27 protein-coding genes, 1 pseudogene and 1 riboswitch are annotated in these 26,404 nt (G+C 36.1%); of the genes and pseudogenes, 15 read left to right on the top strand and 13 right to left on the bottom strand.

Annotated features, from left to right (window positions below; all coding sequences use genetic code 11):
• Positions 1-108: 108 nt before the first annotated feature.
• The 6 genes from MKY08_RS10930 to MKY08_RS10905 all read left to right on the top strand — a co-directional run bounded on the left by MKY08_RS10930 (position 109) and on the right by MKY08_RS10905 (position 8,269).
• Positions 109-2,931 carry a 2-oxoglutarate dehydrogenase E1 component gene (locus tag MKY08_RS10930; protein WP_069512542.1) on the top strand — a complete coding sequence of 941 codons (2,823 nt, stop codon included), beginning with the start codon at positions 109-111 and terminating at the stop codon, positions 2,929-2,931.
• A 91-nt stretch (positions 2,932-3,022) separates the two neighbouring features.
• The gene (odhB, locus tag MKY08_RS10925; protein ID WP_069512543.1) at positions 3,023-4,255 is read left to right on the top strand and encodes a 2-oxoglutarate dehydrogenase complex dihydrolipoyllysine-residue succinyltransferase; all 1,233 of its coding nucleotides are present in this window, start codon (positions 3,023-3,025) and stop codon (positions 4,253-4,255) included.
• A 389-nt stretch (positions 4,256-4,644) separates the two neighbouring features.
• A riboswitch (Lysine riboswitch) is annotated at positions 4,645-4,830 on the top strand.
• A gap of 119 nt (positions 4,831-4,949) precedes the next feature.
• Positions 4,950-5,804, top strand: a complete 855-nt coding sequence (locus tag MKY08_RS10920) for a transporter substrate-binding domain-containing protein (RefSeq protein ID WP_069512544.1) — start codon at positions 4,950-4,952, stop codon at positions 5,802-5,804.
• A 315-nt stretch (positions 5,805-6,119) separates the two neighbouring features.
• Complete coding sequence (locus MKY08_RS10915; protein WP_069512545.1) at positions 6,120-6,845, top strand: amino acid ABC transporter permease; 726 nt, start codon at positions 6,120-6,122, stop codon at positions 6,843-6,845.
• A gap of 13 nt (positions 6,846-6,858) precedes the next feature.
• On the top strand, positions 6,859-7,590 hold the full coding sequence (locus MKY08_RS10910) for an amino acid ABC transporter ATP-binding protein (protein WP_069512546.1): 732 nt from the start codon (positions 6,859-6,861) through the stop codon (positions 7,588-7,590).
• A gap of 481 nt (positions 7,591-8,071) precedes the next feature.
• Entirely contained in the window at positions 8,072-8,269 is a 198-nt protein-coding gene (locus MKY08_RS10905; RefSeq protein WP_025219552.1) for a DUF6501 family protein, read from the top strand.
• 64 nt (positions 8,270-8,333) lie between these two features.
• On the opposite strand, the gene MKY08_RS10900 is transcribed toward MKY08_RS10905, so the two are convergent.
• The 4 genes from MKY08_RS10900 to MKY08_RS10885 all read right to left on the bottom strand — a co-directional run bounded on the left by MKY08_RS10900 (position 8,334) and on the right by MKY08_RS10885 (position 12,344).
• A complete protein-coding gene (locus MKY08_RS10900; RefSeq protein WP_069512547.1) occupies positions 8,334-9,404 on the bottom strand; it encodes a toxic anion resistance protein in 1,071 nt (356 codons plus the stop codon).
• Complete coding sequence (locus tag MKY08_RS10895) at positions 9,401-10,051, bottom strand: 5-bromo-4-chloroindolyl phosphate hydrolysis family protein (protein WP_069512548.1); 651 nt, start codon at positions 10,049-10,051, stop codon at positions 9,401-9,403. Before MKY08_RS10895 ends, MKY08_RS10900 begins: the two co-directional genes overlap by 4 nt.
• A gap of 241 nt (positions 10,052-10,292) precedes the next feature.
• Positions 10,293-10,574, bottom strand: a complete 282-nt coding sequence (locus MKY08_RS10890) for an acylphosphatase (RefSeq protein ID WP_069512549.1) — start codon at positions 10,572-10,574, stop codon at positions 10,293-10,295.
• Positions 10,575-10,616: 42 nt separating this feature from the next.
• Positions 10,617-12,344 (bottom strand): globin-coupled sensor protein, encoded by a 1,728-nt coding sequence (locus MKY08_RS10885; protein ID WP_069512550.1) that lies wholly within the window; start codon positions 12,342-12,344, stop codon positions 10,617-10,619.
• 131 nt (positions 12,345-12,475) lie between these two features.
• Between MKY08_RS10885 and MKY08_RS10880 the strand changes: the two genes are divergently transcribed.
• The 3 genes from MKY08_RS10880 (at position 12,476) to MKY08_RS10870 (ending at position 13,868) form a co-directional block, all read left to right on the top strand.
• A complete protein-coding gene (locus tag MKY08_RS10880) occupies positions 12,476-12,757 on the top strand; it encodes a DUF1033 family protein (protein WP_069512551.1) in 282 nt (93 codons plus the stop codon).
• Positions 12,758-12,979: 222 nt separating this feature from the next.
• Positions 12,980-13,180: a cold-shock protein gene (locus MKY08_RS10875; protein ID WP_004230088.1), complete on the top strand. Its 201-nt coding sequence runs from the start codon at positions 12,980-12,982 to the stop codon at positions 13,178-13,180.
• A gap of 208 nt (positions 13,181-13,388) precedes the next feature.
• Positions 13,389-13,868: a DUF1232 domain-containing protein gene (locus tag MKY08_RS10870; RefSeq protein ID WP_069512552.1), complete on the top strand. Its 480-nt coding sequence runs from the start codon at positions 13,389-13,391 to the stop codon at positions 13,866-13,868.
• Between the two features lie 104 nt (positions 13,869-13,972).
• On the opposite strand, the gene MKY08_RS10865 is transcribed toward MKY08_RS10870, so the two are convergent.
• The 6 genes from MKY08_RS10865 to MKY08_RS10840 all read right to left on the bottom strand — a co-directional run bounded on the left by MKY08_RS10865 (position 13,973) and on the right by MKY08_RS10840 (position 17,941).
• Complete coding sequence (locus tag MKY08_RS10865) at positions 13,973-14,254, bottom strand: hypothetical protein (protein WP_069512778.1); 282 nt, start codon at positions 14,252-14,254, stop codon at positions 13,973-13,975.
• A gap of 10 nt (positions 14,255-14,264) precedes the next feature.
• Complete coding sequence (locus MKY08_RS10860) at positions 14,265-14,654, bottom strand: hypothetical protein (RefSeq protein WP_069512553.1); 390 nt, start codon at positions 14,652-14,654, stop codon at positions 14,265-14,267.
• 13 nt (positions 14,655-14,667) lie between these two features.
• Entirely contained in the window at positions 14,668-15,033 is a 366-nt protein-coding gene (locus MKY08_RS10855) for a DUF2089 domain-containing protein (protein ID WP_069512554.1), read from the bottom strand.
• Positions 15,034-15,342: 309 nt separating this feature from the next.
• On the bottom strand, positions 15,343-16,170 hold the full coding sequence (locus tag MKY08_RS10850) for a serine protease (RefSeq protein ID WP_081327979.1): 828 nt from the start codon (positions 16,168-16,170) through the stop codon (positions 15,343-15,345).
• 58 nt (positions 16,171-16,228) lie between these two features.
• Positions 16,229-16,885 (bottom strand): hypothetical protein, encoded by a 657-nt coding sequence (locus MKY08_RS10845; protein ID WP_069512555.1) that lies wholly within the window; start codon positions 16,883-16,885, stop codon positions 16,229-16,231.
• A gap of 60 nt (positions 16,886-16,945) precedes the next feature.
• A complete protein-coding gene (locus MKY08_RS10840) occupies positions 16,946-17,941 on the bottom strand; it encodes a S66 peptidase family protein (RefSeq protein WP_069512556.1) in 996 nt (331 codons plus the stop codon).
• 226 nt (positions 17,942-18,167) lie between these two features.
• Here MKY08_RS10840 and MKY08_RS10835 point away from each other — a divergent pair, with 226 nt between their 5' ends.
• Complete coding sequence (locus MKY08_RS10835; protein ID WP_069512557.1) at positions 18,168-18,638, top strand: DinB family protein; 471 nt, start codon at positions 18,168-18,170, stop codon at positions 18,636-18,638.
• Positions 18,639-18,744: 106 nt separating this feature from the next.
• Here the strand turns inward: MKY08_RS10835 and MKY08_RS10830 are convergent, their stop codons facing one another.
• A complete protein-coding gene (locus MKY08_RS10830; RefSeq protein WP_069512558.1) occupies positions 18,745-20,349 on the bottom strand; it encodes an ATP-binding cassette domain-containing protein in 1,605 nt (534 codons plus the stop codon).
• 103 nt (positions 20,350-20,452) lie between these two features.
• Positions 20,453-20,668: pseudogene (locus MKY08_RS10825) on the bottom strand (DNA integration/recombination/inversion protein); the annotation flags it as partial.
• 556 nt (positions 20,669-21,224) lie between these two features.
• Here MKY08_RS10825 and MKY08_RS10820 point away from each other — a divergent pair.
• Together MKY08_RS10820 and MKY08_RS10815 are read left to right on the top strand one after the other, a co-directional pair.
• Positions 21,225-21,653, top strand: coding sequence for a HEAT repeat domain-containing protein (locus MKY08_RS10820; protein ID WP_069512559.1), 429 nt, complete (start codon positions 21,225-21,227; stop codon positions 21,651-21,653).
• A gap of 393 nt (positions 21,654-22,046) precedes the next feature.
• Positions 22,047-22,457 (top strand): hypothetical protein, encoded by a 411-nt coding sequence (locus tag MKY08_RS10815; RefSeq protein WP_069512560.1) that lies wholly within the window; start codon positions 22,047-22,049, stop codon positions 22,455-22,457.
• Between the two features lie 474 nt (positions 22,458-22,931).
• On the opposite strand, the gene MKY08_RS10810 is transcribed toward MKY08_RS10815, so the two are convergent.
• A complete protein-coding gene (locus MKY08_RS10810) occupies positions 22,932-23,321 on the bottom strand; it encodes a spore coat protein (RefSeq protein ID WP_069512561.1) in 390 nt (129 codons plus the stop codon).
• Between the two features lie 551 nt (positions 23,322-23,872).
• On the opposite strand from MKY08_RS10810, the gene MKY08_RS10805 reads away from it, so the two are divergent.
• From MKY08_RS10805 to MKY08_RS10795, 3 genes are all read left to right on the top strand, one after another.
• The gene (locus MKY08_RS10805) at positions 23,873-24,484 is read left to right on the top strand and encodes a membrane lipoprotein lipid attachment site-containing protein (RefSeq protein WP_069512562.1); all 612 of its coding nucleotides are present in this window, start codon (positions 23,873-23,875) and stop codon (positions 24,482-24,484) included.
• Between the two features lie 324 nt (positions 24,485-24,808).
• Positions 24,809-25,489 carry a response regulator transcription factor gene (locus MKY08_RS10800; RefSeq protein WP_103976583.1) on the top strand — a complete coding sequence of 227 codons (681 nt, stop codon included), beginning with the start codon at positions 24,809-24,811 and terminating at the stop codon, positions 25,487-25,489.
• Entirely contained in the window at positions 25,490-26,335 is an 846-nt protein-coding gene (locus MKY08_RS10795) for a HAMP domain-containing sensor histidine kinase (RefSeq protein WP_081327980.1), read from the top strand.
• The last annotated feature ends 69 nt before the right edge of the window (positions 26,336-26,404 follow it).

The raw sequence follows: 26,404 nt of genomic DNA, 5'->3' as shown, positions 1-26,404 counted from the left end.
TGGATAAGTTGTGTCAAACATCCTTTTAATGAGCGGGAAAATATTATATAATTAATTGTAATTTAATTAATGGAACTGCCGATAGGCAAAATTTGGAGGTCATTTTTCATGTCGAACAACGTTACAACTGTAAGTTCTCCATGGTCAGCTTTCTCTGGTCCTAACTTAGGATATGTGATGGAGCAATACGACTTATTCTTACAGTCTCCTGAAGAAGTAGAACCGGAGTTAGTATCATTATTCCAACAATTTGGTGCACCAGTCGTAGTAGAAGGTGATGTAGCTGTAGTAAGTGGTTCAGCAGCTCCTGCTGGCGATTATAAAAAGGTATTGGCAGCTGTTAAATTAGCTGATGCAATTCGTTCACAAGGACATTTAGCAGCAGATATTTATCCTTTGAAAAATCGTGCACTTCAAACAGCGCAAATTGAAGAAAGTGCGTTCAACTTAAGTCCTGCGGATTTAGCAGAAATTCCTGCTGCTATCTTCTTCAAAGATGTGCCAGCGGGCGTGAAAAATGGTAAGGATGCAATTGATTATTTAAAATCTGTATATACAGATAAAATAGCTTTTGAATATGGGCATGTTGTTGTAAATGAAGAACGTGATTGGATTCAATCTCAAATTGAATCTGGTTCTTTAAAACAAGCATTATCTTCAGATGAGAAAAAAGCGTTATTAGACCGTTTAACACGTGTTGAGAACTTCGAGAAATTTATTCATAAAACATTTGTTGGTCAAAAACGTTTCTCTGGTGAAGGTTTAGATACTCAAATCGTCCTTTTTGATGAAATTTTAAAAACAGTAGAAGCAAACAAAGTAGAAAATGTACGTATTGGTATGGCACACCGTGGTCGTCTAAATGTGCTAACACATATTTTAAATAAGCCATATGACATGATGTTCTCTGACTTTGCACATGTTTCAAACGACTTATTTATGCCAGAGCATGGTCGACTTGAAATTACAAAAGGTTGGACTGGTGATGTGAAATACCACATGGGTGCTTCCTATACACGTGAATCAGGTATGAATGTCAAACTAGCGTATAACCCTTCACACTTAGAAGTTGGGAATCCGGTAGTATTAGGTTCTACTCGTGCAACACAAGATGATACATCTAAGCCAGGGCAAGCTGTGCATAATCCTGCAAAAGGACTAGGTATCCTTGTGCATGGTGACGCTGCATTCCCAGGTCAAGGGATTGTAACAGAAGTGTTAAACTATTCTAAAACAGAAGGTTTCTCAACTGGTGGTACAATTCATATCATTGCGAACAATATGATTGGATTCACTACGGAACTACAAGACTCACGTTCTTCTGTTTATTCTTCTGACCCAGCAAAAGGTTACGAAGTACCAGTTGTACATGTTAATGCAGATAGCCCAGAAGCTGTAGCACAAGTAGGTCGTTTTGCGGCTCACTATCGCCAAAAATTTGGTAAAGATATTATTGTTGACTTAATTGGTTACCGTCGACATGGTCATAATGAAACAGATGACCCAACTGTAACAAACCCAGAAACATATAAACTTGTTGCAAAACATGATACAATTCGTACATTGTATGGTGCGCAATTAGTGTCAGAAGGCCTAGTTACTGCCGATGAAGTAGCAGCACTTGATTCTGCAATTTATGCTGAAATGCAAGTGGCTTACGATCACGTAAAAGAAATGGCAGCTAAAGATGAACATACACAGTTAGAGATGCCAGAAGAATTAAAAATTGAATTCCCACAAATTGATACAGCAGTAGGTGCTGAACGTTTACAAACAATTAACGAAGAACTTTTAGTGTTTGAACAAAACTTCGAGCCACAAAAGAAACTAGGTAAAATTTTAGAAAAACGTCGCGATGCATTTACTTCTGCTAAAATTGACTGGGGTCATGCTGAAACATTAGCATATGCCACAATTATTCAAGACGGTACACCTGTTCGTTTTACTGGTCAAGATGCGCAACGTGGAACATTCTCACAACGCCATTTAGTGTTACATGACAAAAATAACGGCAATGTATTTACACCACTTCACCATATTTCAGGTGCAAATGCTTCATTTACAGTTCACAACTCTCCATTAACTGAAGCTGGAGTTGTAGGCTTTGAATACGGTTACAATCTAGAAAAAGGCAATGTTTTATCTGTTTGGGAAGCACAATTTGGTGACTTTGCAAATATGGCACAGGTAATGTTTGATAACTTCATTTCAGGTGCGCGTTCTAAATGGGGTCAAAAATCAGGCTTTGTCATCCTTTTACCACATGGTTATGAAGGTCAAGGTCCTGAACACTCATCAAGTCGTATGGAACGTTATTTACAAATGTCAGCAGAAAATAACTGGTTTGTTGCGAACTGCTCAAATGCAGGTAACTACTACCACTTATTACGCCGTCAAGCAGCAATGTTAGAAACAGAGGGTGTACGCCCACTTGTTGTTGTATCACCAAAATCTTTACTTCGTCATCCATTAGCAGCAGCAAGTGCTGAGCAATTAGCAGATGGTTCATTCCAAGAAGTAATTGAGCAACCAGGATTAGGTACAAAAACGGATTCTGTTGAGCGTATTGTATTAGGTACTGGTAAAGTAATGATTGATTTAGCAGACCGCGTAAAAGATGGAGAAGGCTTCGATCACTTACACATTGTGCGTGTAGAACAACTTTACCCATTCCCAACAGCGCAAGTAGCTGATATTATTGCTAAGTATCCAAATGTAAAAGAAATTGCATGGGTGCAAGAAGAACCTAAAAACCAAGGTGCTTGGAATTACGCATTAGAAACATTATATGAGCTATCTGAAGGTAAAAAGCTTCGTTATGTAGGTCGTCCTGCAATGAGCTCAACTTCAGAAGGCGATGCAGATTCTCATAAAGCAGCTCAGTCTGCTGTTATTGAAGAAGCAGTGGCTGAAACGGTTAAAGTTAAATAAACATATCAACATTACTGGAAGCTGGGCTACTTGCCTAAGGCGGTAGCCCTTTTATGTGCATTATGCACGTTAATCAAAGGAGGAAATGAAAGTGGCTGAAATTAAAGTCCCTGAATTAGCAGAATCGATTACAGAAGGTAGTATTGCACAGTGGGTTAAAAAAGTGGGCGACCGCGTTGAAAAAGGTGAATTTATCGTTGAACTTGAAACAGATAAAGTAAACGCTGAAATCATCTCTGAAGAAGCTGGCGTATTAACACAAATTTTAGCTGAAGAAGGCGATACTGTTCTTGTAGGTCAAGTAATCGCAGTTGTTGAAGCTGGCGAAGGTGCAGCACCAGCACCAGCTGCAGCACCAGTTGCAGTAGCTCCAACACCAGCAGCGCCACAAGCAGCAGCTCCAACACCAGCACCAGTTGTAGAAGAAACTTCAGGTGAGCGTGTTATTGCGTCTCCTGCAGCACGTAAACTGGCTCGTGAAAAAGGTATTGACCTTGCAGCTGTATCTCCAGTAGATCCACAAGGCCGTGTACGTGTACAAGATGTTGCAGCTCATGGTACAGCACCAGTGGCAGCACCACAAGCAGCGCCAGCAGCACCAAAAGCAGTAGTAGCTGTTGACGAATCTCGTGTAACAATTGAAAAAATGAGCCGTCGTCGTCAAACAATTGCTAAACGTCTATTAGAAGTGAAGCAATCAACAGCAATGCTTACAACATTCAATGAAGTAGATATGACAAACGTAATGGCATTACGTTCACGTAAAAAAGAACAATTCTTTGAGTCAACTGGCTCTAAGCTTGGTTTCATGTCATTCTTCACTAAAGCAGTAGTGGCTGCTCTTAAAAAATACCCATATGTGAATGCTCAAATCGTTGGCGATGAAATTCACTTAAATAACTTCTTTGATATTGGTGTAGCTGTATCAACTGAAGAAGGTTTAGTAGTACCAGTTGTTCGCGATGCTGATCGTAAAAACTTTGCTGAAATTGAAGATTCAATTGCAGATTTAGCTAAAAAAGCTCGCGATAAAAAATTAGGTATCGCTGATCTTCAAGGTGGTTCATTCACGATTACAAATGGTGGTGTATTCGGTTCATTAATGTCAACACCTATTATGAACGGTACGCAAGCTGCTATTTTAGGAATGCACTCAATTAAAAAACGTCCAGTAGAAGTGAACGGTGAAGTAGAAATTCGTCCTATGATGTACTTAGCACTATCTTATGACCACCGTATTATCGATGGTAAAGATTCTGTAGGCTTCCTTAAAACAGTTAAAGAATTACTTGAAAATCCAGAAGATTTATTACTAAATTCTTAATACGAAAAAAATGTATTAAAGCCCTGCAAACTTAACGGTTTGCAGGGCTTTTTGTTGTCCATGTAAAGGCAGGAATCGTAGGAATTAGGTAAGGTTATAAAGAAATAGTCTGAATTTTGTATTATTAAGTTAGTCTAAAGGCCTTTAAATGTAGAAAGATACTGAATCTTTTGTATGGTCAGCGGTGTTGAACATAATAATTATTTATGAAAAAATATAAAATAATAATTACAATATTTCTACTTTCTTAGATGTAATTTATGGATTTTAGAAGGATAATAACCTAATTTTGTCATTAGTCAGAAAAATGATAAAACTATCTTGACGAATAGACTAGGTTTATAGTAATATCTAAATATCAATTAAATAAACAAACCTCACTGTTAATTATGTGAGGTAGAGGCGCGGTATTTATTAGTCCATTGCTGAGTTAAAGCAAGCGAAGACGTAATGGAGAAGGAAATATCGCCGAAGTATAAAAGGAGCTCGTACTTTTATGCTGGGTCTGCAGTGAATAAGTGCAGGACTGTCCTAGTAAATCTAATTCCAGTTTACTAGGTTGTGCTATCTCAGAATTATGGAAATTATAGTGAGGATTTGGGCAACTGTCAATAAAAGGTAAGACCTAAGTTCAAAACTTAGGTCTTTTTTTGTACAGTTGCTTTATTTTTTTTACAGAAAAGGGGAGTTTTAGATGAAAAGAAAATGGTTGCTATTTATGTTAACGGCAATGACAGCGATTTTGTTAGCAGCTTGTGGTGCTGGAGACAAATCAGAAGACAAAGCATCAGGCGATGCGGCGAAAGAAGAAGCAGGTGGAGAATTCCGTATAGGTATGGAAGCAGGTTATCCTCCATTTAACTGGACACAGCAAGATGATGCAAATGGTGCAGTAAAAATTGCTGATAATGCAGAATATGCAGGCGGCTATGATGTACAAATGGCGAAAAAGATTGCTGAAGGTTTAGGAAAAGAATTAGTTATTGTCAAAATGGAATGGGATGGTTTAGTTCCAGCTCTACAATCCAAAAAAATTGATGCGATTGTAGCCGGAATGTCTCCAACTGAAGAACGTAAACAAACAATTGATTTTACAGAAAACTACTATACTTCTGATTTCGTCATGGTAATTAAAAAAGGTAGTAAATATGAAGATGCAAAATCTATTCAAGATTTTTCAGGTGCAAAAGTGACTTCACAGTTAAATACGTCTAACTACAATGTAATCGATCAAATTAAGGGCGTAGAAAAACAAACAGCAATGGAGAACTTCTCTGCAATGCGTGTCGCTTTAGAAGCAGGCAAAATTGATGGTTATGTAGCAGAGCGTCCAGAAGGTATTTCTGCTGCAGCAGCGAATGACAAATTTACATTTGTATCATTCGAAGAAGGCTTTGATACAGATATTTCAAATACTTCCATTGCAGTTGGTTTACGTAAAGGTGATGCAAGTCTAGATAAAATCAATGAAATCCTAAAAGGTATTTCAGAAGATGATCGCCAAAAAATTATGGAAGAAGCAATTCTTCAACAACCAGCAGCACAGTAATTTAGTTGGGGTTGCGCCAAAATGGAAAATAGTATACTGGAAGTACTTCTAGTATACTATTTTTTGATTTAGAAGTTTGAATCTTACGTAATGCGACAAAGGTCAGCTATCATCAAAGGCAATAGTATGCTTGGAGCATATATGGGGTAGCCTCAATTATTTTCGTTTATATAGAAGGGTGGCACCTTCTGATAAATGTTCATGTCTATGGTGTATTTCACATAATTTGAATAAAGCAACATCATTCAAATGAAGAGATGATTTCGCTAAGGCATATTTGATATCAAGCAACAACGCGTTGTTAGGAGGAACATCATGAGTTTAGATTGGATCATTTCTATTATAGAAAACAACTGGCAAATGTTTTTACGAGGTGCGTATTATACATTACTTATTTCAATTATCAGTACAGTCATTGGTGCATTTATCGGATTTTTTATTGGGATTATGCATACCATTCCAGTACGTAAAAAAGGTATAAAATATTATGTATTAAAATGTTTTAATTTTATACTGACATGCTATGTAGAATTTTTCCGTGGTACACCAATGATTGTACAAGCAATGGTAGTATTTTACGGACTAGATATTGCTTTTGGTATTGATATGCACTTTATTACGGCAGGTATTTTAGTCGTTTCGCTTAATACAGGTGCTTATATGGCAGAAATTGTTCGCGGAGGGATTGTTTCCATTGATAAAGGACAGTACGAAGCTGCTTCTGCCATTGGGATGGGTCATGTGCAAATAATGATGTATGTCGTATTACCACAAGTTGCGCGTAATATTTTACCTGCAACAGGCAACCAATTAATTATGAATATTAAAGATACGGCCGTTTTAAGTGTGATTGGCGTAACAGAACTATTTTTCCAAACGAAATCAATATCAGGTAATAACTTCCGCTATTTCGAATCATTCTTTGTGGCATGTGTGCTGTACTTTATCATGACATTTACGGCATCAAGAATTTTATTATACGTTGAAAAACGCCTTGATGGACCGGATGCTTATCAAAAAGAATTAAAGGAAATTGACTAAGGGGGACGAACAAATGGCAATCATTCAAATAGAGCATTTAAGTAAATCATTTGGACGTAACCAAGTGTTGAAAGATGTGAATTTTAAAGTAGAAAAAGGAGAGGTTGTATGTTTAATCGGTTCATCAGGTTCCGGTAAATCAACACTCTTACGTTGCATTAATTTACTTGAAACGCCAAACGGTGGCGAAATTATTTATAAAGGGGAAAATATTTTAGACGAAAAGCATAATATTAAAGCTTATCGTACCCATTTAGGAATGGTTTTCCAACAGTTTAATTTATTTAACAATCATAATGTGTTAAAAAATTGTACAGTAGGGCAAGTAAAGGTGTTAAAACGTTCAAAAGAAGAAGCAGAGAAAACAGCCTTGAAGTATCTTAAAATCGTTGGCATGGATCAATACGTCAATGCTAAGCCGCGTCAACTTTCTGGTGGTCAAAAGCAGCGTGTAGCGATTGCGCGGGCATTATCGATGAATCCAGATGTGATGCTATTTGATGAACCGACATCTGCGCTAGATCCAGAAATGGTCGGGGAAGTCTTAAAAGTTATGCGAGAGTTAGCGGATTCTGGAAATACGATGTTAATCGTAACACATGAAATGGAGTTTGCGAAGGAAGTTGCAGATCGTGTTGTATTTATGGATAAAGGGGTAATTGTGGAAGAGGGACCACCATCGAAGGTGCTAGTAAACCCAGAACATGAACGTACAAAAGAGTTTTTAAAACGAACGCTGAAGTAAGTTTAGCGTTCGTTTATCTTCAGCATCAATGGATTAGCGCGTGCTAGCACTTGATAGAATGCTTCAGTCACGTCTGTAATAGGGGAGCTCTCTGTATCAGAAATCTACAAGTAAGCAAGCCCTACAATGAAAAGTCGTGGTAGGGCTTGCGAGTGTTAGAAAAGTATCTTGAAAGAAAAAACAAGTTTCTACAGTTTGAAAAGTCCATAACAAATGGACTCATTTATTTTCTAGAATTCCATTCTGCATATAAAATAAAGCAGATGGCAAATGCAACAGCGATGATAAAAAACCATTGCGGAACACCACCAAAACTCATAACAACACCTCTAGTATCATTTTATTAGGGTAAATGTGTAAATAAAACGTCATTAAGTACAAAATATAGACTTCTATAGTTTTTTCTCCACAAAAGAGCTAAAATCGTATAAAATAAACAATAGACGTTAGCTAAGTGCTAGTAAAGAGAGGTAGAGAAATTATGTTACATTTAAAATGGAAAGATGCGCCAACACTTCGTACGGTTACGTGCAAACATACGAATGCATCAAAATATTTAGTATCCAACGTATTAACAGTAGGAAAAGAGTATGAAGTGAAAAATGAAACAGAAGAGTTCATTTTCATTATTGACAACACTGGTAATATCGGTGGTTACTACAAAGAGTATTTCGCATAAAATGAGTAGGGGTGTCACAGAGAACTTCTGAGACACCCCTTTTTATATTTAGCGACCCAGTAGATTATTCCTTCGTTGTTTTTTTCATCCCCGCAACATCGAGTTGTAAATGTTGTCTATCCTGTTCTGTAGCGGTATGCAAAGCAAAAACATCTTGAATGGCCGTTTTAAGCTCCTGCTGTGTTTCTTTAAATTTCATTACTTGCTGTTCAAAAGTAGGGCTGGTAAAACGCTCATTCGTTCGTGCCAGTCTTTCTTCTAATTGGTTATAATGATGATCCATATTCATGGATAACATCATAGCTAATTGATTTTTCCAAAGCGGAATGAGTGTCACAATTGAAAACTCTATTTTCTCAGCAAGCGTTTGATTAGCTTGTTGAATCATCCGTATTTGAGGGGCAGTTTGTAATGCAACCTGCTGGGACACTTGTAAATCATAAATACGTTGGTCAAGTCTTTCGAGTTGTGCAGTAAAATCATTGAGCTGCTGAACGGCTAGCGGTTGTTTAGTTGTTTGTACAATATCAATTTTTGTAGGTAGTTCTACTTCAATGGCTTGCTGTTTTTTCAACAGCCCAGCTGCAATAGCAGTGGCAAGCTCTTCAAAAAATCCTCTATTGTGTGCATATAGCTGTTCTAACAGTTCTACGTCTTTTAACAGTTGTAGTTGTGCACGTTCGAGTTGAACACCAATTCGTTCGACTTGAATACTAATGCGTTCAAATTCTGTTAACGTTTGTTTGATGCTAGGACTCGTTTTACCGAACATTTTTTTGAAGAAAGAAGGTTTTTTTGGCTCTAATGCCGCAGGGTCTACTCGATCTAATGTTTGCATTAAGGAATCTAGCATTTGACCAATTTTTGTGACATCTTTATCTTTCACTTGGGCGAGCATACGATCTGCAAATTGAGAGACTGCACGTTGAGAGTCTTGACCTAATGATAATACGGATTCAAAACTAGTTAGGTCGATTTGACTTGCATATAAAAGTGCACGACTTTGGGCAAGAGGTGACAATGTCTCATAGGTCTCCATCGCTTCTTGATTTGACGATGCTAAATAGCTTTGTACAAGAGGTGAGATTCCTTGCAATGAATCTAAATGGACGAAAGCATCTCTGTTAGCTGTCATTTTTCCTCGCCTCGCCATTCCAATTGTTCTTTCCGTTTTAAATTGGAACGGTTTGCGAATTCAATTTCCATTTGAAGATGATCGATATCATTAGACAGTGCATCCTTTAAGTCAATTTGAAACGTGGAATTTAAATCCGCTAATGTTTCGCGCGTCTTTGATAATGTAATTTGGATTTCTTTATCTTTGACAGGCTGTTTTGACAGCATTGTATACTTTTCAGTCAATTCAACAGCAGAAGGAAGGTGCGCATAGAAAAATGGCTCCACATTGTAAAACTTTCTTGGATCAGTTTTGACAATTTTGACGATGTTTTTTGAAATACGTGTCATTTCGAGTAATTGCTTAAAGGCTGACACCGAACGTACACGTAAATAGTTTTGGCTTAATGTTTGAATATGTTTGTTAGCTGTCGATAGCTGTAAATCAATATGTTTATACTCATCCTTTGTAATTCCTGCTATGTGCATAACTTTTCTTTTTTGATTGAGTTTTAGCAATGTTGTGCTCGTTGCATATGTTCCAGCGAACAAACAACCACCAAGGAAGAATCCTGGATTTGCCGCAAACGCTGTAATAGAAACAGTTGATAGAGAAATTAAAAGGCTAGCGGTATGTCTTGAGAAAAACTGTCCGATACTGAGCATCGTTTCTTCCTCCTTGCTTTTCAATATGTCTATCTTTTAATACGTTAAAATCGACATAAAGTTTCAATAATTATCTTAAGACTTACATAAATTTTACTGCTAATTGCTAAGTTTCTCAATAAATACACTTGTCTAATGGATAGAATTCGCATTTTAATAGGCGTATATTCTTTATAGTATGTTCGTTTTATAAAAGAACATTAGCAAAAGTCCGTTAATGAGTAGAAAAAAGAAGTCAGACTTAAACAATGTCCGACTCCATACGTACATAACCTTTTAAATCGTCGAAAAGTTCTAAAGTAAAAGAATTTGAATCTGCTTGAAGGCTAACACCCTTTTGAACAAATAGTAGAAATTCATCAATTGCTTTTTTTGAACCTTCTACCTCTACTTCTATTTGCTCTTGAGCATTCAACTTGCAGTAACCTTTCAAGCCTAGTTCTATCGCTTTTTGTTTAATAAAAAAGCGATATCCTGTTCCATAAACATCTCCGAAAAATTTAATCAGCGCTCTCTTGTTCACGCTAAAACCTCCCAAAAAGTAGAGGAGGGTAGTCCCTCCACCTTACTGCATAACACGTTCTTTTTCCAAGTATGCAATTAAATTATTAATATAGAATAGAACACGCTTCGAGGCTTCGTCTACCTCTTTTAAATGGCCATCAGCTTTTTGAATATTACCTTCTTGATATGCTTCCGCAGCCAATTTAGCCGATTTATGCACTTGTAAATGATATGCGTCTAATTCACCATAATCTTGTAAATGACCAAAACGTTCCACTGTCCGAGGAGCACTATACCATTTACCAAGTCGGCATTCAGTATGTGAAGACACGTCGCTTGGTTGAACTTCTTCTAATCCGAGGAACATATTATAAATACGCCATTTCCATAAAATATGGTCTGCTTTTGAAAGTTGTAACAAAGCAATGGAAGATAACTGGACATTATTATTCGCGATAATATCATTACGGAAGCGATTAATTTCTTGACCGAGTAAGTGAATATCGCTTGATGTATTATAACTATAATCACGAATATCATCTTGATGGCCGGAAATTTCAATCATTCGTGCGGATACTTCGTCAATAGCAGCAGCTTGCTCTTGTGAAATGGCAGCCGTATTTGTTACATCGAGATTAATTCCTTCAATTGCAGCGACAATAGCATTTAGCAATGGTAATGATTGTTTTGCTTCAATTGTTGCTTCTTTAATAATCGTTGTTGTTTCTGTTATGGAATGCGAAACATCATTGGAGTAACTTTTCAGATGGTGAACATTTGTCGATACTTCGCTAAGTGCGGAAACCGTTCCTTCTGCTAATTTGCGGACTTCTTGCGCTACAACAGCAAATCCTTTGCCATGTTCACCAGCACGAGCAGCTTCAATTGAGGCATTCAGTGCAAGTAAGTTTGTTTGATCGGCAATTTGGTTTATTAATGTCACAACGTGTTCAATATCATTGACGCGTTTTTGTAACTCAGTAAACGATTCAACGATGGTAGTAAACGTTTCTTCCGTTTTAAAAATTTCCGATAAAGCATGCTCAATGGCATTCTTACCTTTGACAGCATGGTCAACTGATTCCGTTGTTTTCTCAGAAATATGCGAGGACATACGAGCAACTTCATTGATCGATGCGGCAATTTCCTCTGTTGCGGCAGTAGATGATTGTATTTCTTCATTTTGTTTATCTAAACTAAATACTAAATCTTTCATGTACATAATTTTTGCATTTACATCCATGAGTGAAGAAATTTCAGCGACAACGTTCTCGATAATACGCTCTGTTAATACTTCCACAAGTAGTTCCTGGTCAACATTGACAGCTGATTGGAAAGATTTCATATACTCAAAAGCTTTGTATGGTTTTAAACCAAAGTTATGTAAAATGTAAGTCGTAATATAAAAGGCAAATTGGTTAAATACTACAATTAACTTACCAGGCTCATATTGGTTTTTTCGAAACAGATTAAAAAACTTTACCGTTTCATCCACATATTCATCATCACGAGTGGCCAAGAAAAATTGCGTTAAATAGCGACTAATATTTTCTTCACTGATCGTTTGTTGAGAGGAGGGAGAGATTTCATTTAAATAATTTTTAAATATTGCATTCATAGAAGGCGTAATATCCTTCAGTTTATAAAAGAGAGTCTTTAAATTTTCTTCATCTTGTTGATTAAAATGATTAAATGCCAATGTCTTGTTGAAACGGCCTGTTGCACTTAAGTTGGTCCCTCGCTTTAGCAATTCTTCTAGCTCGGCCTTAGGTCGAATACTTGAAAACATAAAAAAAATACCTCCCAAATTAAATAATGAATAATAAGGTAATAATAGCATATTGCAGGGTGTTTTAATAGACATTTCAGAAGTGTTTGCTAAAATTAGAATATCTTATAACAGCAAGGAATGTGGCAAATATGTATACAATACTTTACATGAAAGCTGACTATGAGCCTTGGTGGAAATTTGAAGGCTGGGAAGCTTTTATTCAAACGAAAGAAACGTTTGATACAAAAGAGCAATTTGAGCAGGCATTACAACGGAAATTACAGCATTTTCGATCAGTATATGAACATGAAGCGACTAAAGAGGGAGGTTTTTGGGCTTTTTGGTCTGAAGATGAAAGTTTTTACTGTGAAGCCTGTGATGATGATGCCCAAGTATACCATGGCATCATGGCGTTTGAAGGGCATTGTTAAATAAATTTTCAAATTAATTAAAAAAACAATTTTCTTTATTTGACAAAATTATGAATGATGGTATACTTAACTTAACAATTTAATTGCTTCACCGGAAACATGGATTCACATATTACAAAAAGTGATCGCGTTAGTTCGGTACTCTTTGTAATATGTGAATTTTTTTAATTCGTTGAAGAAATTACATATTGTTCACTTTTATTTTTTTGGAGGTTTTTTTAAATGAAACAAGGTACAGTAAAATGGTTTAACTCAGAAAAAGGTTTTGGATTCATCGAAGTTGAAGGCGAAAACGACGTATTCGTACACTTCTCAGCTATCCAAGGCGAAGGTTTCAAAACACTTGACGAAGGTCAAAAAGTGGAATTCGAAGTTGTAGATGGCAACCGCGGACCACAAGCTGCTAACGTAACTAAACTTTAATTCTCAGTAATTAAAATTACTTTCGTTAAAAAAAGGCGCCCTATTTATATAGGGTGCTTTTTTTGTATACTTTTGTGCTAGTTCGACAATAGTAAGGACAGGTATTTTGCTATGGACTCGTTTTCAATAGTTCATTTTTAATTATTAATAGTATTATTTTTTGTTTTAGGGTATTAGGGAATTAAAGAGTAGAAGGAGGTAGCTCAAAATGGATAACAACTTAAACAAACAGAATAAGCAGGAACATCATGATTTTTATCAAAAATTACGGGAGAAATTTGTACAATTTTTCACTTCAAAAACAGGGAAGAACCATCGCTATGCGGATTATTTATTATTTGTACCTGATATATTTCATTTACTAATTAAAATCGTGACAGATCCTGCAATTGACTCTAAAAGTAAAACATTAATTGGAGCAACCATTACGTATTTTATTTTCCCAATGGATGTTTTACCAGAAGGTATATTTGGTTTTGGCGGTTTTCTGGATGACTTGATGTTAGCCACGTATGTTCTTAATATGACGATTAATAAATTGGGCCCTGAAGTGATTGAAAAACATTGGACTGGTGATGAAAAATTACTTGGACTTTTACAAAAACTAACAGAAACAAGCGAGGAACTTTTAAGTAAGGTTCCTGCAAAATCAATTGTTACAAACTATCTGAACAAAAACAATAAATAATAATATTATGTTAACTTATATTATTCCGAATTAAAATCCCCCCATTCTTTTAGAAAGGGGGGATTGTTCACTTTGTTCACTGTTACTTCTCCATGTACTGTAAACTATAATTTAACCTTCACTTCAGTACCATCATTTGCTTTGACATCCACTAGTACAATTCCTTTATAATTTTTTAGCTCCCGAACAATAGGTTTGAGCATTTCTCTATCTATTGGAGGAAACGTAAAGTCTATTTTGTTTCTTTCAAAGTGGTCTTTTGTCCATTTGTTTGCCATTTGCTGCAATAACTTTGAAGTTAAAACGGAAATAGCGATATTGACAAGTGCATATGGAATAGGAAAGGTGAAGCGCACACCTTTTGCTTTCACTTTTACATACATCATAAGCGTTTCACTATTCAATAATAACTGAAACGGTATCCCCGTCCGCAGATTTAATATCAACAATTTGGCCATCCAATTCGTTTTCAATTGCCTCTAAGATAAGGTTGATATCTATATCTTTAACGTATTTTTCTGATTGAGGTATGCTTGCAGCAATGCTGTGACCTGCCATTAATATTACTTTTACAAGTTTTATAGGCAAATTAACTGTAACATTATCATTTTCGGCAGAAATCACACGAATTTTTAATGTTTTATCTAAATAGGTAGTTGGTTTTTCTAACGATATATTTCCCGTTTCTTCTTTATCCTTTAATGTTTGAATTAGTTCAGATCCTTTGTCTGCATCAATTTTTCCTTCTTGAATCATGGTTAACACTCTTGAAATTTCCTCTTTCATCATTGATTCCTCCTTATTCTTCTTTTAAAAGTTTAATGGCTTCTTCAGCTGTGATTTCGCCATTTTCCAACATAGTGACAACTTTTTTCTCGTCGATTTCATTTTTCTTTTTTGGCTCATATCCAAGGGATGAAATAATGTCTGTTAACTTGCTTCTGACGGTAGGATATGAAATACCCAATTCTTTTTCTACTTCTTTAATATTCCCTCTGCATGTCAAAAATACTTCCACAAAATGCTGCTGATCCTTTGATAAGGAAGCCAATTTTGATAATTCAAATTCATTTTCAATCGTAGTGTGGCAATGAGAGCACTTCAGCCTGGTTATTTTTAATGTTTTACTACAGACCGGACAATTCGTAATTACTTTATAAGCCATTAGCGTGACATTCCTTTCTATTTGTTGATTAGATTATATAATAAAAAATAAATAAAATAAACATTTAAATTAAATAAATTAATTTTATTTATAAAAAACATTAAATAATTAATAAATAATTTTGATATTAGTGTTGTTATGTGGAGCGGAAGGGCGATAGGAGAAGTGACTTAACCTTACGAAGGAGAGTACAAGTATGTCTAACTGAAAACATATCGTGAGTGATGAGTAAAAAATCATGCGAAATGCCAGGAAAGATGTAAAATGAGAAGCCCCGCCGCTATCCATAGAAGATAGATGGCGGGGCTTTCATTCATCATAGAAGTTATATTGCTCGATTTGTTCTTGTAAAACATGTATAGGTATAAACAACCCTACTCGTCCATAAGGCTCCTTTTTCATGGTGGCGAACACAATACCGATCACATCACCGTCTGTATTGAAAACAGGGCTCCCACTATTGCCTTTGTATACAGGTGCTTGCATCATCATAACGGGCACCTGCCAATCATCAAGATAAATTTCATTCAGTAATGTTCCTTTATTTGCAATACCTGTGAAAGCTAGTGGATTTCCAATGAAATAAACTGCTTCATCCTCTTGATAACTAGGGCGATTGGCAAGCGTTAACGACGGTAGATTGGTACCAGTAACTTGCAAAAGAGCTAAATCGACTTCAGGAAAACTTTGTACTAATTGTGCTTCCATAAGCCCTTGTTCTGGAAAGACAACAGACAATGTAAGCGCATTTTCCACCACATGGGCATTTGTTACAACTAAGCCATCTGGAGAAATGACAAAGCCTGTCCCTTTACTAGAGCCAGTAGAAACTTCAACAATCGCTTTTTTATATGTCTGAATATCTTCTTGTTTGGATAATTGACTGGAGACCTTGAGAAATTCAATAGCTGGTATCGAGTAAATTTGGAAAATCAGTGCAAACGTATTCATAAATAAGACGAATGCCATGCACCATATCATCCATTTAATAATGGGCTTTTGCTTCCTTACCTTGCTTCCTTGCAGGCGTCTTTCCTGTTCTTCAGCTAAAGCCTTTTGTTGCTCCGCCAATACAAGTTCAATCAATTCCTCTTCTGTTAACTCTTCTTCAGTAGTGTGCTTATGTATGTCGCTCATGGAAGCTACCTCCTTAGTTAAAGAAAAAGGCGCCAAGAGAGACGCCAGTGCAGACAATTTATTCGATTTTTTCAAGCGTTGACGTGACCTTGAATATTTCTTCACTATTTGTTTTCATTTCGTCTTTAGTGTAGATAAGCCCAACACCTTTGGCAAAATATTTAGTTATCGTTATGTTGTCCTTTGTTTTACTAAGCTCAATTACATTGCGGAAGGTGGTGAAACTCGTTTTGATAGAGGTGGTAGTCGATACAATTACCCAACCATCAAAGCGGCGCCCAACTTGCAGCGGTTGTTGTAAAATTGTTTCAATAACCGGAAAGGTTGCTACTTCTTGTGCTGTTGGCAAAGTAGGTGCTTCATCGACCGCTTCCATATAGACAAGTTCTATAGCAGTATTCGTAATGCGATAGACTTTTAATAAAATGACACCGCCATTATTTTCAATTTGGGCAATTGCCGTTTTATCGATATAGCTTGTCTGAAGTGTGTAACTAGCAAATTCGTTCCCTTCACCTTGAAAGTAAGCTGTTGATCCATCTGGTGGGAAATAGTCAGTAAACATTTCTGCATCTAGCTGTTTTGTGTTTTGCTCCTCTGATTGGGTCTTGTCATGATTCGTTGCAAGGCTAGTTTGTTCCTGACGCGCAGTCCTTTGATTGTTTGTACAGCCAACAAGAATAAGTGCTAGACATAAGAATAGGATTTGTCTCATATCCAACTCCTTTTGCCATTTTTCTTTAAGTATACGTGAAGTGACGACTAGATACGAATATTAAGAGAACCAGCTCTCTAAAAATGTAATGCGTTTTTGTGTTGCATCCACTTTGACACGTAAACCAAGTGGCATGGCGTGCAATGGGTGTGTATGACAACAATCCACCTCCGCCAAGATTGGTATATTTAACCCGTCCAGCTGTTCTAACAGAACATCATATGGTTTTCGTCCTGTTCCTTCATCATCGTATTGCTCATGTTTACCTAAAATAATTGCTGAAATTTTGTCGAAGAAGCCATGTAATTTTAGCATGGCGAAGTTTTTCTCGACTACAGCAATTGTTTTGGATGTATCTTCTAACAGTAAAATATCGCCTTCTTTTATTTGTGGGAAGAAGGGGGTTCCTATAAAACCATACATTGTATTGATATTACCACCGATTAAACGACCTTCCGCACTTCCTTGTTGTACAGTAAACCATGAATTATCATGTTGTGTTTTTTCTACAGTTTTTTCAAGCCAATTAATGCGGTCGTCCGTCCATATAGGGGGAGTGGGCATCTCATAAGGAATTGGCAAGGCTTGCATAAACAAAGTTTTAAAATATTGTTCTGTATAATTTACGAATGGTGGGAATTCACCGAATGTGGATGCAACTGAAGGACCGTAAAACACCGGGATACCCGTCTTAGCATAGATAGCAAGTAGGATTGCTGTTACATCTGACAAGCCCACAAGTATTTTAGGCGTTTGTTGTAAAGCAGCATAATCTATATAAGGCAACATACTATTTGCATTTGTGCCTCCCATCGTAGGCAATATCATTTTCACCGTAGGATCCCGTAGTAAATCATTGAGCTCTTGTGCTCGTTCCTTCGGCGTTCCAGAACGATATGTATCACTCTTGCCAGTTAATAGACCTTCCTTAATGGTAAAGCCGAGTGCTTGTAATCTTGCCTTACCTCGTTCATAACGAGCTTTAGCAAGAACTGAGGCTGGTTTGGAAGGCGAATAAATACCAATTGTATCGCCTTGTTTTAATGGGGAAAACATAAAATACCTCTTTCCAATTATTTAAGTTGTAGCCCATTATACATGATTTTACAACTATTTGGGTGAACTCTGCTACTTTATGAAATAGATGCTACTATCAACAGAAATTTAGACCATTTGTAGCAAAGTTGATATCGTTATATATGTTAACCATATTCTAGAAACTTGCGATACCGTTTAGAATTGACTATGATAATGTCAGAGTCAAAAAATGGGGGGCGTTTCTATGTATCGACAAGTAGAAGATTTTCTAAATGACTGGTCAATGGCAGCGGAAGGAACGGTTCAAGTACTAAAAGCAATGACGGATGATACGTTAGACCAATGTATTGTGGAAGGGCATAATTCATTAGCTTGGTTAGGCTGGCATTTAGTTGGTGCAGCAGGCTATTTTAGTTATTTAGCAGGTTTAACTGTGCCAATGATTCGTCAAGAAGATCCAGTTCCAACTACAGCAGCAGAAATAGTAGCGACATATGAAAAGATAGCCAACAGTATTAAAGAGGAAGCGGCAAAGCTTTCAAATGAGGGCTTACTAGAAGAAGTGAACAGTTTTAAAGGACCGATTTCTAAAGGAGCATTATTACGCGCAATGATTGATCATCAAACACATCATCGTGGACAAATGACTGTACTATTACGACAAGCTGGTTTACCTGTACCAGGTGTATTAGGACCAACGAAAGAAATGCAATAATCTAATTAGACGGCAAATACAAGCAGTATTTGTCGTTTTTTAATTTCCAAAATAAAAACTCCCCCAAGTAGTGGGGGAGTAACATACTAGTTATTTAGAGAAAGGTTTAGTTTAAACCTTGGCTGTCTTTCCACTCTAAAAACTCATCATAAGTTAACTGTTTGTCTAAAATCGTACCATCTTCTCGGATTTCAATGACACGGTTAGCAATTGTTTGGATGAACTGATGGTCATGAGATGTGAAAATCATGGCACCTTTGAAGCGGATTAACCCTTCATTTAGCGCTTGAATTGATTCAAGGTCAAGGTGGTTCGTTGGTTCATCAAGTAAAATTACATTAGCAGTTGCTAACATCATTTTTGACAACATACAACGCACTTTTTCTCCTCCTGATAAGACAGAAGGGGATTTTTTCACTTCTTCACCAGAGAATAGCATACGACCTAAGAAACCGCGTAGGAAGCTTTCTGTTTCATCATCAGGTGAATATTGACGAAGCCATTCTACTAATGATTTTTCTGAGCCTTCGAAGTATTTATCATGATCGTTTTCGAAATAGCTTTGAGATGTTGTAACACCCCATTTAAATGTACCAGCATCAGCTTCTTTTTCTTCCATTAGAATATCAAGAAGCGCTGTTTTGGCCATTGGGCTACCTAGTAATACGATTTTATCGTCTTTATTCATTGAGAAACGAATATCTTTAAATAACGTTTGACCGTCTTGACTCGCTGTTAAACCATCAACTGTTAAAACATCATTACCGATTTCACGGCCGATTTGGAAGTTGATGAAAGGATATTTACGGCTAGAAGGTTTAATATCATCTAGCTCGATTTTATCCAGCATTTTTTTACGTGATGTTGCTTGTTTAGACTTAGACGCATTCGCAGAGAAACGAGCAATAAACGCTTGTAATTCTTTAATTTTCTCTTCTTTTTTCGAATTTTGGTCTTGTGCCATTTTTTGCGCTAATTGAGAAGATTCATACCAGAAATCGTAGTTCCCCACATATAATTGGATCTTAGAGAAATCCAAATCCGCGATATGCGTACATACTTTGTTTAAGAAGTGACGGTCATGGGATACGACGATTACTGTATTTTCAAAGTTAATTAGGAATTCTTCTAACCATTGAATCGCTTTTAAGTCAAGGTGGTTGGTAGGCTCATCCAGTAATAGAACATCTGGTTGGCCGAATAAAGCTTGTGCTAATAACACTTTCACTTTGTCAGAACCTTCAAGGTCACCCATTAACATATAGTGAAGGTCATCTGAGATGCCTAAACCGTTTAATAATGTTGCTGCTTCTGATTCAGCTTCCCAACCGTTTAGCTCTGCAAATTCACCTTCTAATTCAGCAGCACGCATGCCATCTTCATCAGAGAATTCTTCTTTTGCATAAATTGCATCTTTTTCATTTTTTACATCATATAGGCGTTTGTTACCCATAATGACAGTATCCAGTACTGTATGCTCATCGTATTCGAAGTGGTTTTGTTTAAGGACAGATAAGCGTTCGTCCTTACCCATTGAAACATTTCCTTCTTGTGCTTCAATTTCACCAGAAAGAATTTTTAGGAATGTTGATTTTCCTGCACCATTTGCTCCGATTAAACCGTAGCAATTCCCCGGTGTGAATTTTATATTTACGTCTTCAAATAGTTTACGATCGCCATAGCGAAGACCTACATTACTTACTTGAATCATGCAAGTTCCTCCTTTTTTCACAATGGCTCTAGTATATCATGAAATATGTTCCATAGTCTATAAACATTATGACAGCAACGTTTATCGTTCATTGATTTATTGATTAGCACAGTTCTTGTCCAGTTATCTCTAAACTGTTACTAAATAAATATACAGATTCTATTTCCATTTCTTTTAAAACATGTCCATACACTTTATAGATCATATCTGGCGTATTCCACAATCTTTCTAAAATTACTTTCACATTCATTCCTCGATTTAATAAGATTGTGCAATGAGTATGACGTAAACAATGCAAAGTAATTTGGGGAAGAGAAGTTTAATCAGAAAAGGAGCTTTTTCCTATTTTTAATTAGTATTTGGGAGGTGATAAGAATGGCGCATTTTGAAGAAATGGAAACATAAAGTGGGTGATAAGGTACGTGTCGTTAATACACAGGAAAGTGATTATGAAGCATCTAAATAGTGGATTGTATTTTCTATGTGAATCCTTACCATGAGGAAGATAGAAGGAAGGAAACTGAGGAATTGGATCAACAAACGTTATCTCTGTTTTAAATGAATTGTAATGGAGGGTATCACAGATTGTAACTTGATACACTTTATTAAACCAAAATTGGTGAGAATTATTGATAAAGTTAGTTAATTAGCAATTTGCGCTATAAGTAAATATAAAAAGGCCCAGTGCCTTTCTTCTTAAACTAACGAGGGCTTTAGTTTAATTATGATATGGTTCACCTTAATGTAGTTAGTTTTCATTTTCTATATATATCCTTACAAGCGATTCATCGCTATTTTCACCAAGACAATGTATAATAAGAAAAGCAGATGAAGAATTAAATTTTTCCTCTAGTGAAAAAAAGAGGTGCACTTACTTGAAACAATTTGAAACAGCATTACCTGAGCAGTATGAAACATTAAAAAAACAGGCCAATTATACGTCTAGCTGGCGAGAGCGTTTAGCCGCAGTCGAAATATTATCGGCTTATCAACATGACAAAATCATAGATATATTAAAAAATCGTATGGAGCATGATACTGTCAACAAGGTCCAATTAGCAGCCTATGAATCACTTGTAGCGCTTGGCGAGGACGTAGAGAAGCCATCACCTGCACGTTTTGATATTATCAAAGGAACAGACAAAATTTTCCTGCGGGTTAAAAAGAGCTTGCCAAAGGACCATACAGTGGCAGACTTTGCGGATAAACTAAAACGTATGCGTTTAGATGTCTTTGATGCGTATGAAGGCGACAAAGGTGCAGAATTTATGAACTGGTTAGAGGAACGTTGGGCAAAATTGTAATCAGTAGTTTTTCGATTTATGAAGGAAAGTCATTCTCTCCGCTTGTGGAGGGAATGGCTTTTTCTTATCTTACGCTGCGGTTCATCGAAACTAATATTAAATTGTATTACTTCTTTTCTTTGATCATCTATCTTTATTGTTTAATGATAAAACAAACAACTTATTAAACTAACCTACTCTTTTAGTTTAAGTGAAAATCTGCACAATTTCTTTACTCCATGCGGAACAAGAACAATCCTAAATATCAACCTCTGATGGATCATTTATAATAAAGTTTGATTAAAAATCCTGTGTTGATATGCAGGGTTTTTTTGTTCAACAAACGGACCATTTACGGAATAAATAGGTAACTTAATTAACCTTTATCCGTCTAAAATTCTAAGGAGGGATAACGTGAAAGTGTCAAGATTACTTTGGGGCTTGGTTATTTTCATTTTATTAACTGCTGTTGGATGTTCTAATTCATCGAATAAAGGTAAAGTAGAAGTTTATACAACTGAAAATCCTAGTGCGGAAGAGATTTTAAAATTAGATCCTGAAGCCGATATATTTCAATTCAATGGAGTGATTTATCAGACTGGAATTGATTGGGTTGAAGAACTAAACTTAACAAAAGACGAGCAGGTAGGAGAAATAAAAACAAAAAACGGTACAGATACTAACTTTGAAGACGAAATGTCGAACAAATTACCTGTTGGTGCAAAAGTTTTTTCGGTTAAAGAAAAAGAAGAAATTGGAGGACCAATTTTACTCGTAGAATCAGAAGGTAAACTTTATAAATACTATGGGCTTGTTGAGGGTTAATCAATTTTCATATATCCCAAAATGGCGATTGTTGATCAACATAGCTGGGAAATGTTCGAATTTTATAAAAATCTCATACTTATCTAAAAATGGAGTTTTTGAAGTTGCTATTAGATAACGATTGAGGAATAGTTTTTAAACGTTTCTAAGGGAAAGAACAGGTAAGTAAATGAAATAGATTTATTCCTAATATTTTTTAAAGTTTCATTGAAAGGAAGACGATAAATGTCAAGAAAAGTAAAAGAATTGAGAATGAATGATGTTTTTTTTACAACCTAAGCACTCAGAAATGCAAAGGATGCAAGGTTTATAGAGAACTAAGGAGCATTAGGAAAGAGCTTGAGCAGATTAGTCGTATGCGAAGGTTGCTAGGTGAAGATTTGAAAGAAAATGTTCAGCAAGGTAAAGAGGAATCTTGCTGAACATTACTTTGAATATTGATAATAATTTTAATAAAGGTTGGATTTATTTTTATTAATTAATGAAATCTTGAGGAACACATTCACGAACACCAGCATTTCTCAATGAGTTAAATAAAGCTGCACTGATTCTTAATAGTACATTGTTATCAGTGCCATTTTCCAAATCATAGATAACAAAGTATGAATTATCGACTGTAAAAATACATTTTCGTTCTAATTCAAATCCAGGTGGTACTGGTGGAAGGTTAAAACGTGGTACAACTACACGTGTATCTCCTTCATCTCTGATAAAATTGAAAGTTTGTTGGTCAATCTCATAGATATTAACTGGATCAATCTCCACACCTTTATTCGGAATTGTAATTTCATCTTCAACTAATAGGAAAAAGCGTTCGTTTCGAAAGTTGAAAAGACTTCTCGCTCCAATTTCAAATGATGCCATCTTATATTCACCTCCTATTCTATAAATAGTTTATTCATATCGAATACAATTGTCTGGACATTAAGGAAGGGAGAGTGAAGAATAGTTTCTGGTCTGAAGTCATTAGAACCTAATAGTAAGGGTGAGATTGATTTACTTATATCGGATATTCATGGAGATTAACTGAACAATTGGAGGAAAGAAACTAAAAAAGGTCACTGAGCTAGTAGTGACCCTAAATAATTTGGAGGCCGTGACGGTCAACCAGCGCCACAGCAAGTGCGTGCGATACACTCAATAATTATTTTGTGCAAATAAAGGTTACCTATACATTAAACAATCTGCATCATTTGTTAGACGCTACAGCTCGAGTTGGTTCATGCCTTTCTAAAACAATCTAGTAAAAGAATTATATCACCACTTAGGAGGGCAAACTAATGGGCAAACAAAGGCAAACGGAGTTAAATCGTTACCAGCTATTAATTTATTAGAAGATTAGATAAGATATAAATACTAGAAAAGCATAGTAGAATCTCTCCAAATTATGTATATTTATGTATAGGAGGGATTTTATGAAGAAAATATTAATGTTATTAGGTATGATTTTATTCTTATCAGCTTGCGGTAATTCAGGAGAAAAAAATGCTTCTGATACTAATAAGAATAGTGATAAAATAGAAGTTACAGGTGATACAGAAGTAGATGAAAAAGAATCAAAAACAGAACAAAAAAATTCAAAAGCAGTACCCATATTAAAAATAGGTGAAGTGGCAGTTGTTAATGATTTTGCAGAAATCACTGTAAATAGTAATAACTTTGGTCAAGTAATTAATCCGCCTAATCCAGGTGATTTCTACACATATTACGAAAATAAAGAACCGGATCAAGTGTTTTTAAATACAGTTATTACGGTGAAGAGTTTACAAACTTCAGGAAAGTCTGCAAGTGATTTTGTAAATGTAAAAATTATTTACGATAATAAGTATGAATACACAACATTTTCAACTTTAGAAGAAGATGGAGGTGCCAACTTCACTTACACGAATATTACTAATATAGAACCTTTACAATCAGGCGTACTACATTTTTTAGCGTCCGTTCCTTCAAACATAGAAAACGATGGAAAGCCTCTAAAAGCTGTAATTTCAGTTAAAGGCAACACTTACGAACACATAATAAGATAATTATAATTTACAGAAAAGACATGCCAAGTTAGGTAATGTCTTTTTTTAACCCTAAAATGAGGTGAGAGTTATGTCAGTACGTACTACCATGACCTTAACTGATAGAATGACGGGTACTCTTCAAATGATAATGAAAGCGATGCATAGCACAAATAAGTGCAACTATTTTTTGTTTGTTCTGGAGATAATATTCTAGCAAGTTATTTGAACGAGAGCAGATATAAACATGGTAAACTTATATATATATTACCCGATAAAATATTTTTATAGTGGTAGTGAGGAGGAGCGAAATTACATAACTTCGCTCTGAAGGAAGGTGAGTATTTGTATAAAATTATGATTGTTGAAGATGATAAGGCATTGTCCAATGGTATTGCTCTTGCATTACAAAGTAGCGAAATGGACGTTCTTACATTTCACAGTATTCAATCAGCAAAAAAGCAGTTATCAAATACTAACTTTGATTTGTTGATACTAGACATTAATTTGCCTGATGGAAACGGACTAGACTTGCTATGCGAAGTGAAAAGAAATAGTACTATACCCGTAATTATGCTCACGGCAAATGATATGGAAACAGACATTGTAGCAGGACTTGAAATGGGAGCAGATGATTACATTACTAAACCATTTAGCCTTGCCGTGCTGCGTGCAAGAGTAAATACGCAGCTCAGAAAACAAGTGGTCACAAAAGGAAATCCATTTAAACAAGATCACTTTGTTTTTGACTTTGACCGCATGGAATATTTTAAAAACGGAAAGACAGTTGAGCTGAGTAAAACCGAGCAAAAACTGCTAAAAATTTTAACAGCGAACAAAGGCGTAACTTTAGAACGTAGCGTATTGGTTGAACGTATTTGGAGCGATGGCGGCGCACATTATGTTGACGAGAATGCCTTATCTGTTACGCTAAAAAGATTACGGGACAAGCTTGAGGATAACCCTACAAAACCCGTATATATAAAAACAGTATATGGAATAGGTTATTTATGGGCGGTGAAATAAATGGGGTTTTTTAAAGCAAATAAGGTCATTGAGCGATTAAACAAAATGATTGACAATGCAATAGAGGGAAGACCGATTGAAAACGGATTTGATGAAAGCAAGCTATCTGCACTGGAAACAAAATTATCCCACTACCTTACAGCAAACAGTGCCACAAAAATACAGTTAGCGGACGAAAAATCTAAAATAAATCAACTGATTTCCGACATATCTCATCAAACGAAAACGCCTCTTGCCAACATTCTGCTCTATACCCAACTTTTAGCCGAAAGTGAGCTGTCTGACTATAATCAAAACTGTGTGGCAGCTTTAACGCAGCAGGCAGAAAAATTAAACTTTCTTATTTCTTCTCTTGTAAAAGCATCTCGGCTTGAAACGGGAATTATAACGGTTACCCCTACAAACAACAACGTAGCGAACATGCTTGAAACAGTTATAGAGCAGGCTACACCGAAAGCTATGGGAAAAAATATTGCTTTAACAGTAGATAGTAGGGATGTAGAGGCAGTCTTTGATCCAAAATGGACAGTGGAGGCACTTTACAACATTGTAGATAATGCCATTAAATATACACCAAGTGGCCAAAGTGTCCAGTTATCTGTCACTCCGTATCAGCTTTTTTGCAGAATTGATGTCGCCGATACAGGACTCGGCATTTCAGAGGATGAAACAGCAAAGATTTTTTCTCGTTTTTATCGTTCACAGGAGGTAACCGACAAAGAAGGCGTCGGTCTTGGTCTTTACCTTGCGAGAGAAATCATTACAGCCCAAGGCGGATATATAAAGGTCAAGTCTAGGATGGGAACTGGCTCTGTTTTCTCGGTGTTTCTTCCAATAAAAAATTGAAATCTTTCAATACTGTTAGATTTGATTTTGCTTCAGAAAGATTCTCGAAAGATTCGAGGTTTATAATAT

This window comes from Lysinibacillus sp. FSL M8-0337 (genome assembly GCF_038593855.1).
Taxonomy (GTDB): Bacteria; Bacillota; Bacilli; order Bacillales_A; family Planococcaceae; genus Lysinibacillus; species Lysinibacillus sphaericus_D.
Note: the sequence above shows the minus strand (reverse complement) of the source record. Positions and strands in the feature narration are given on the sequence as shown.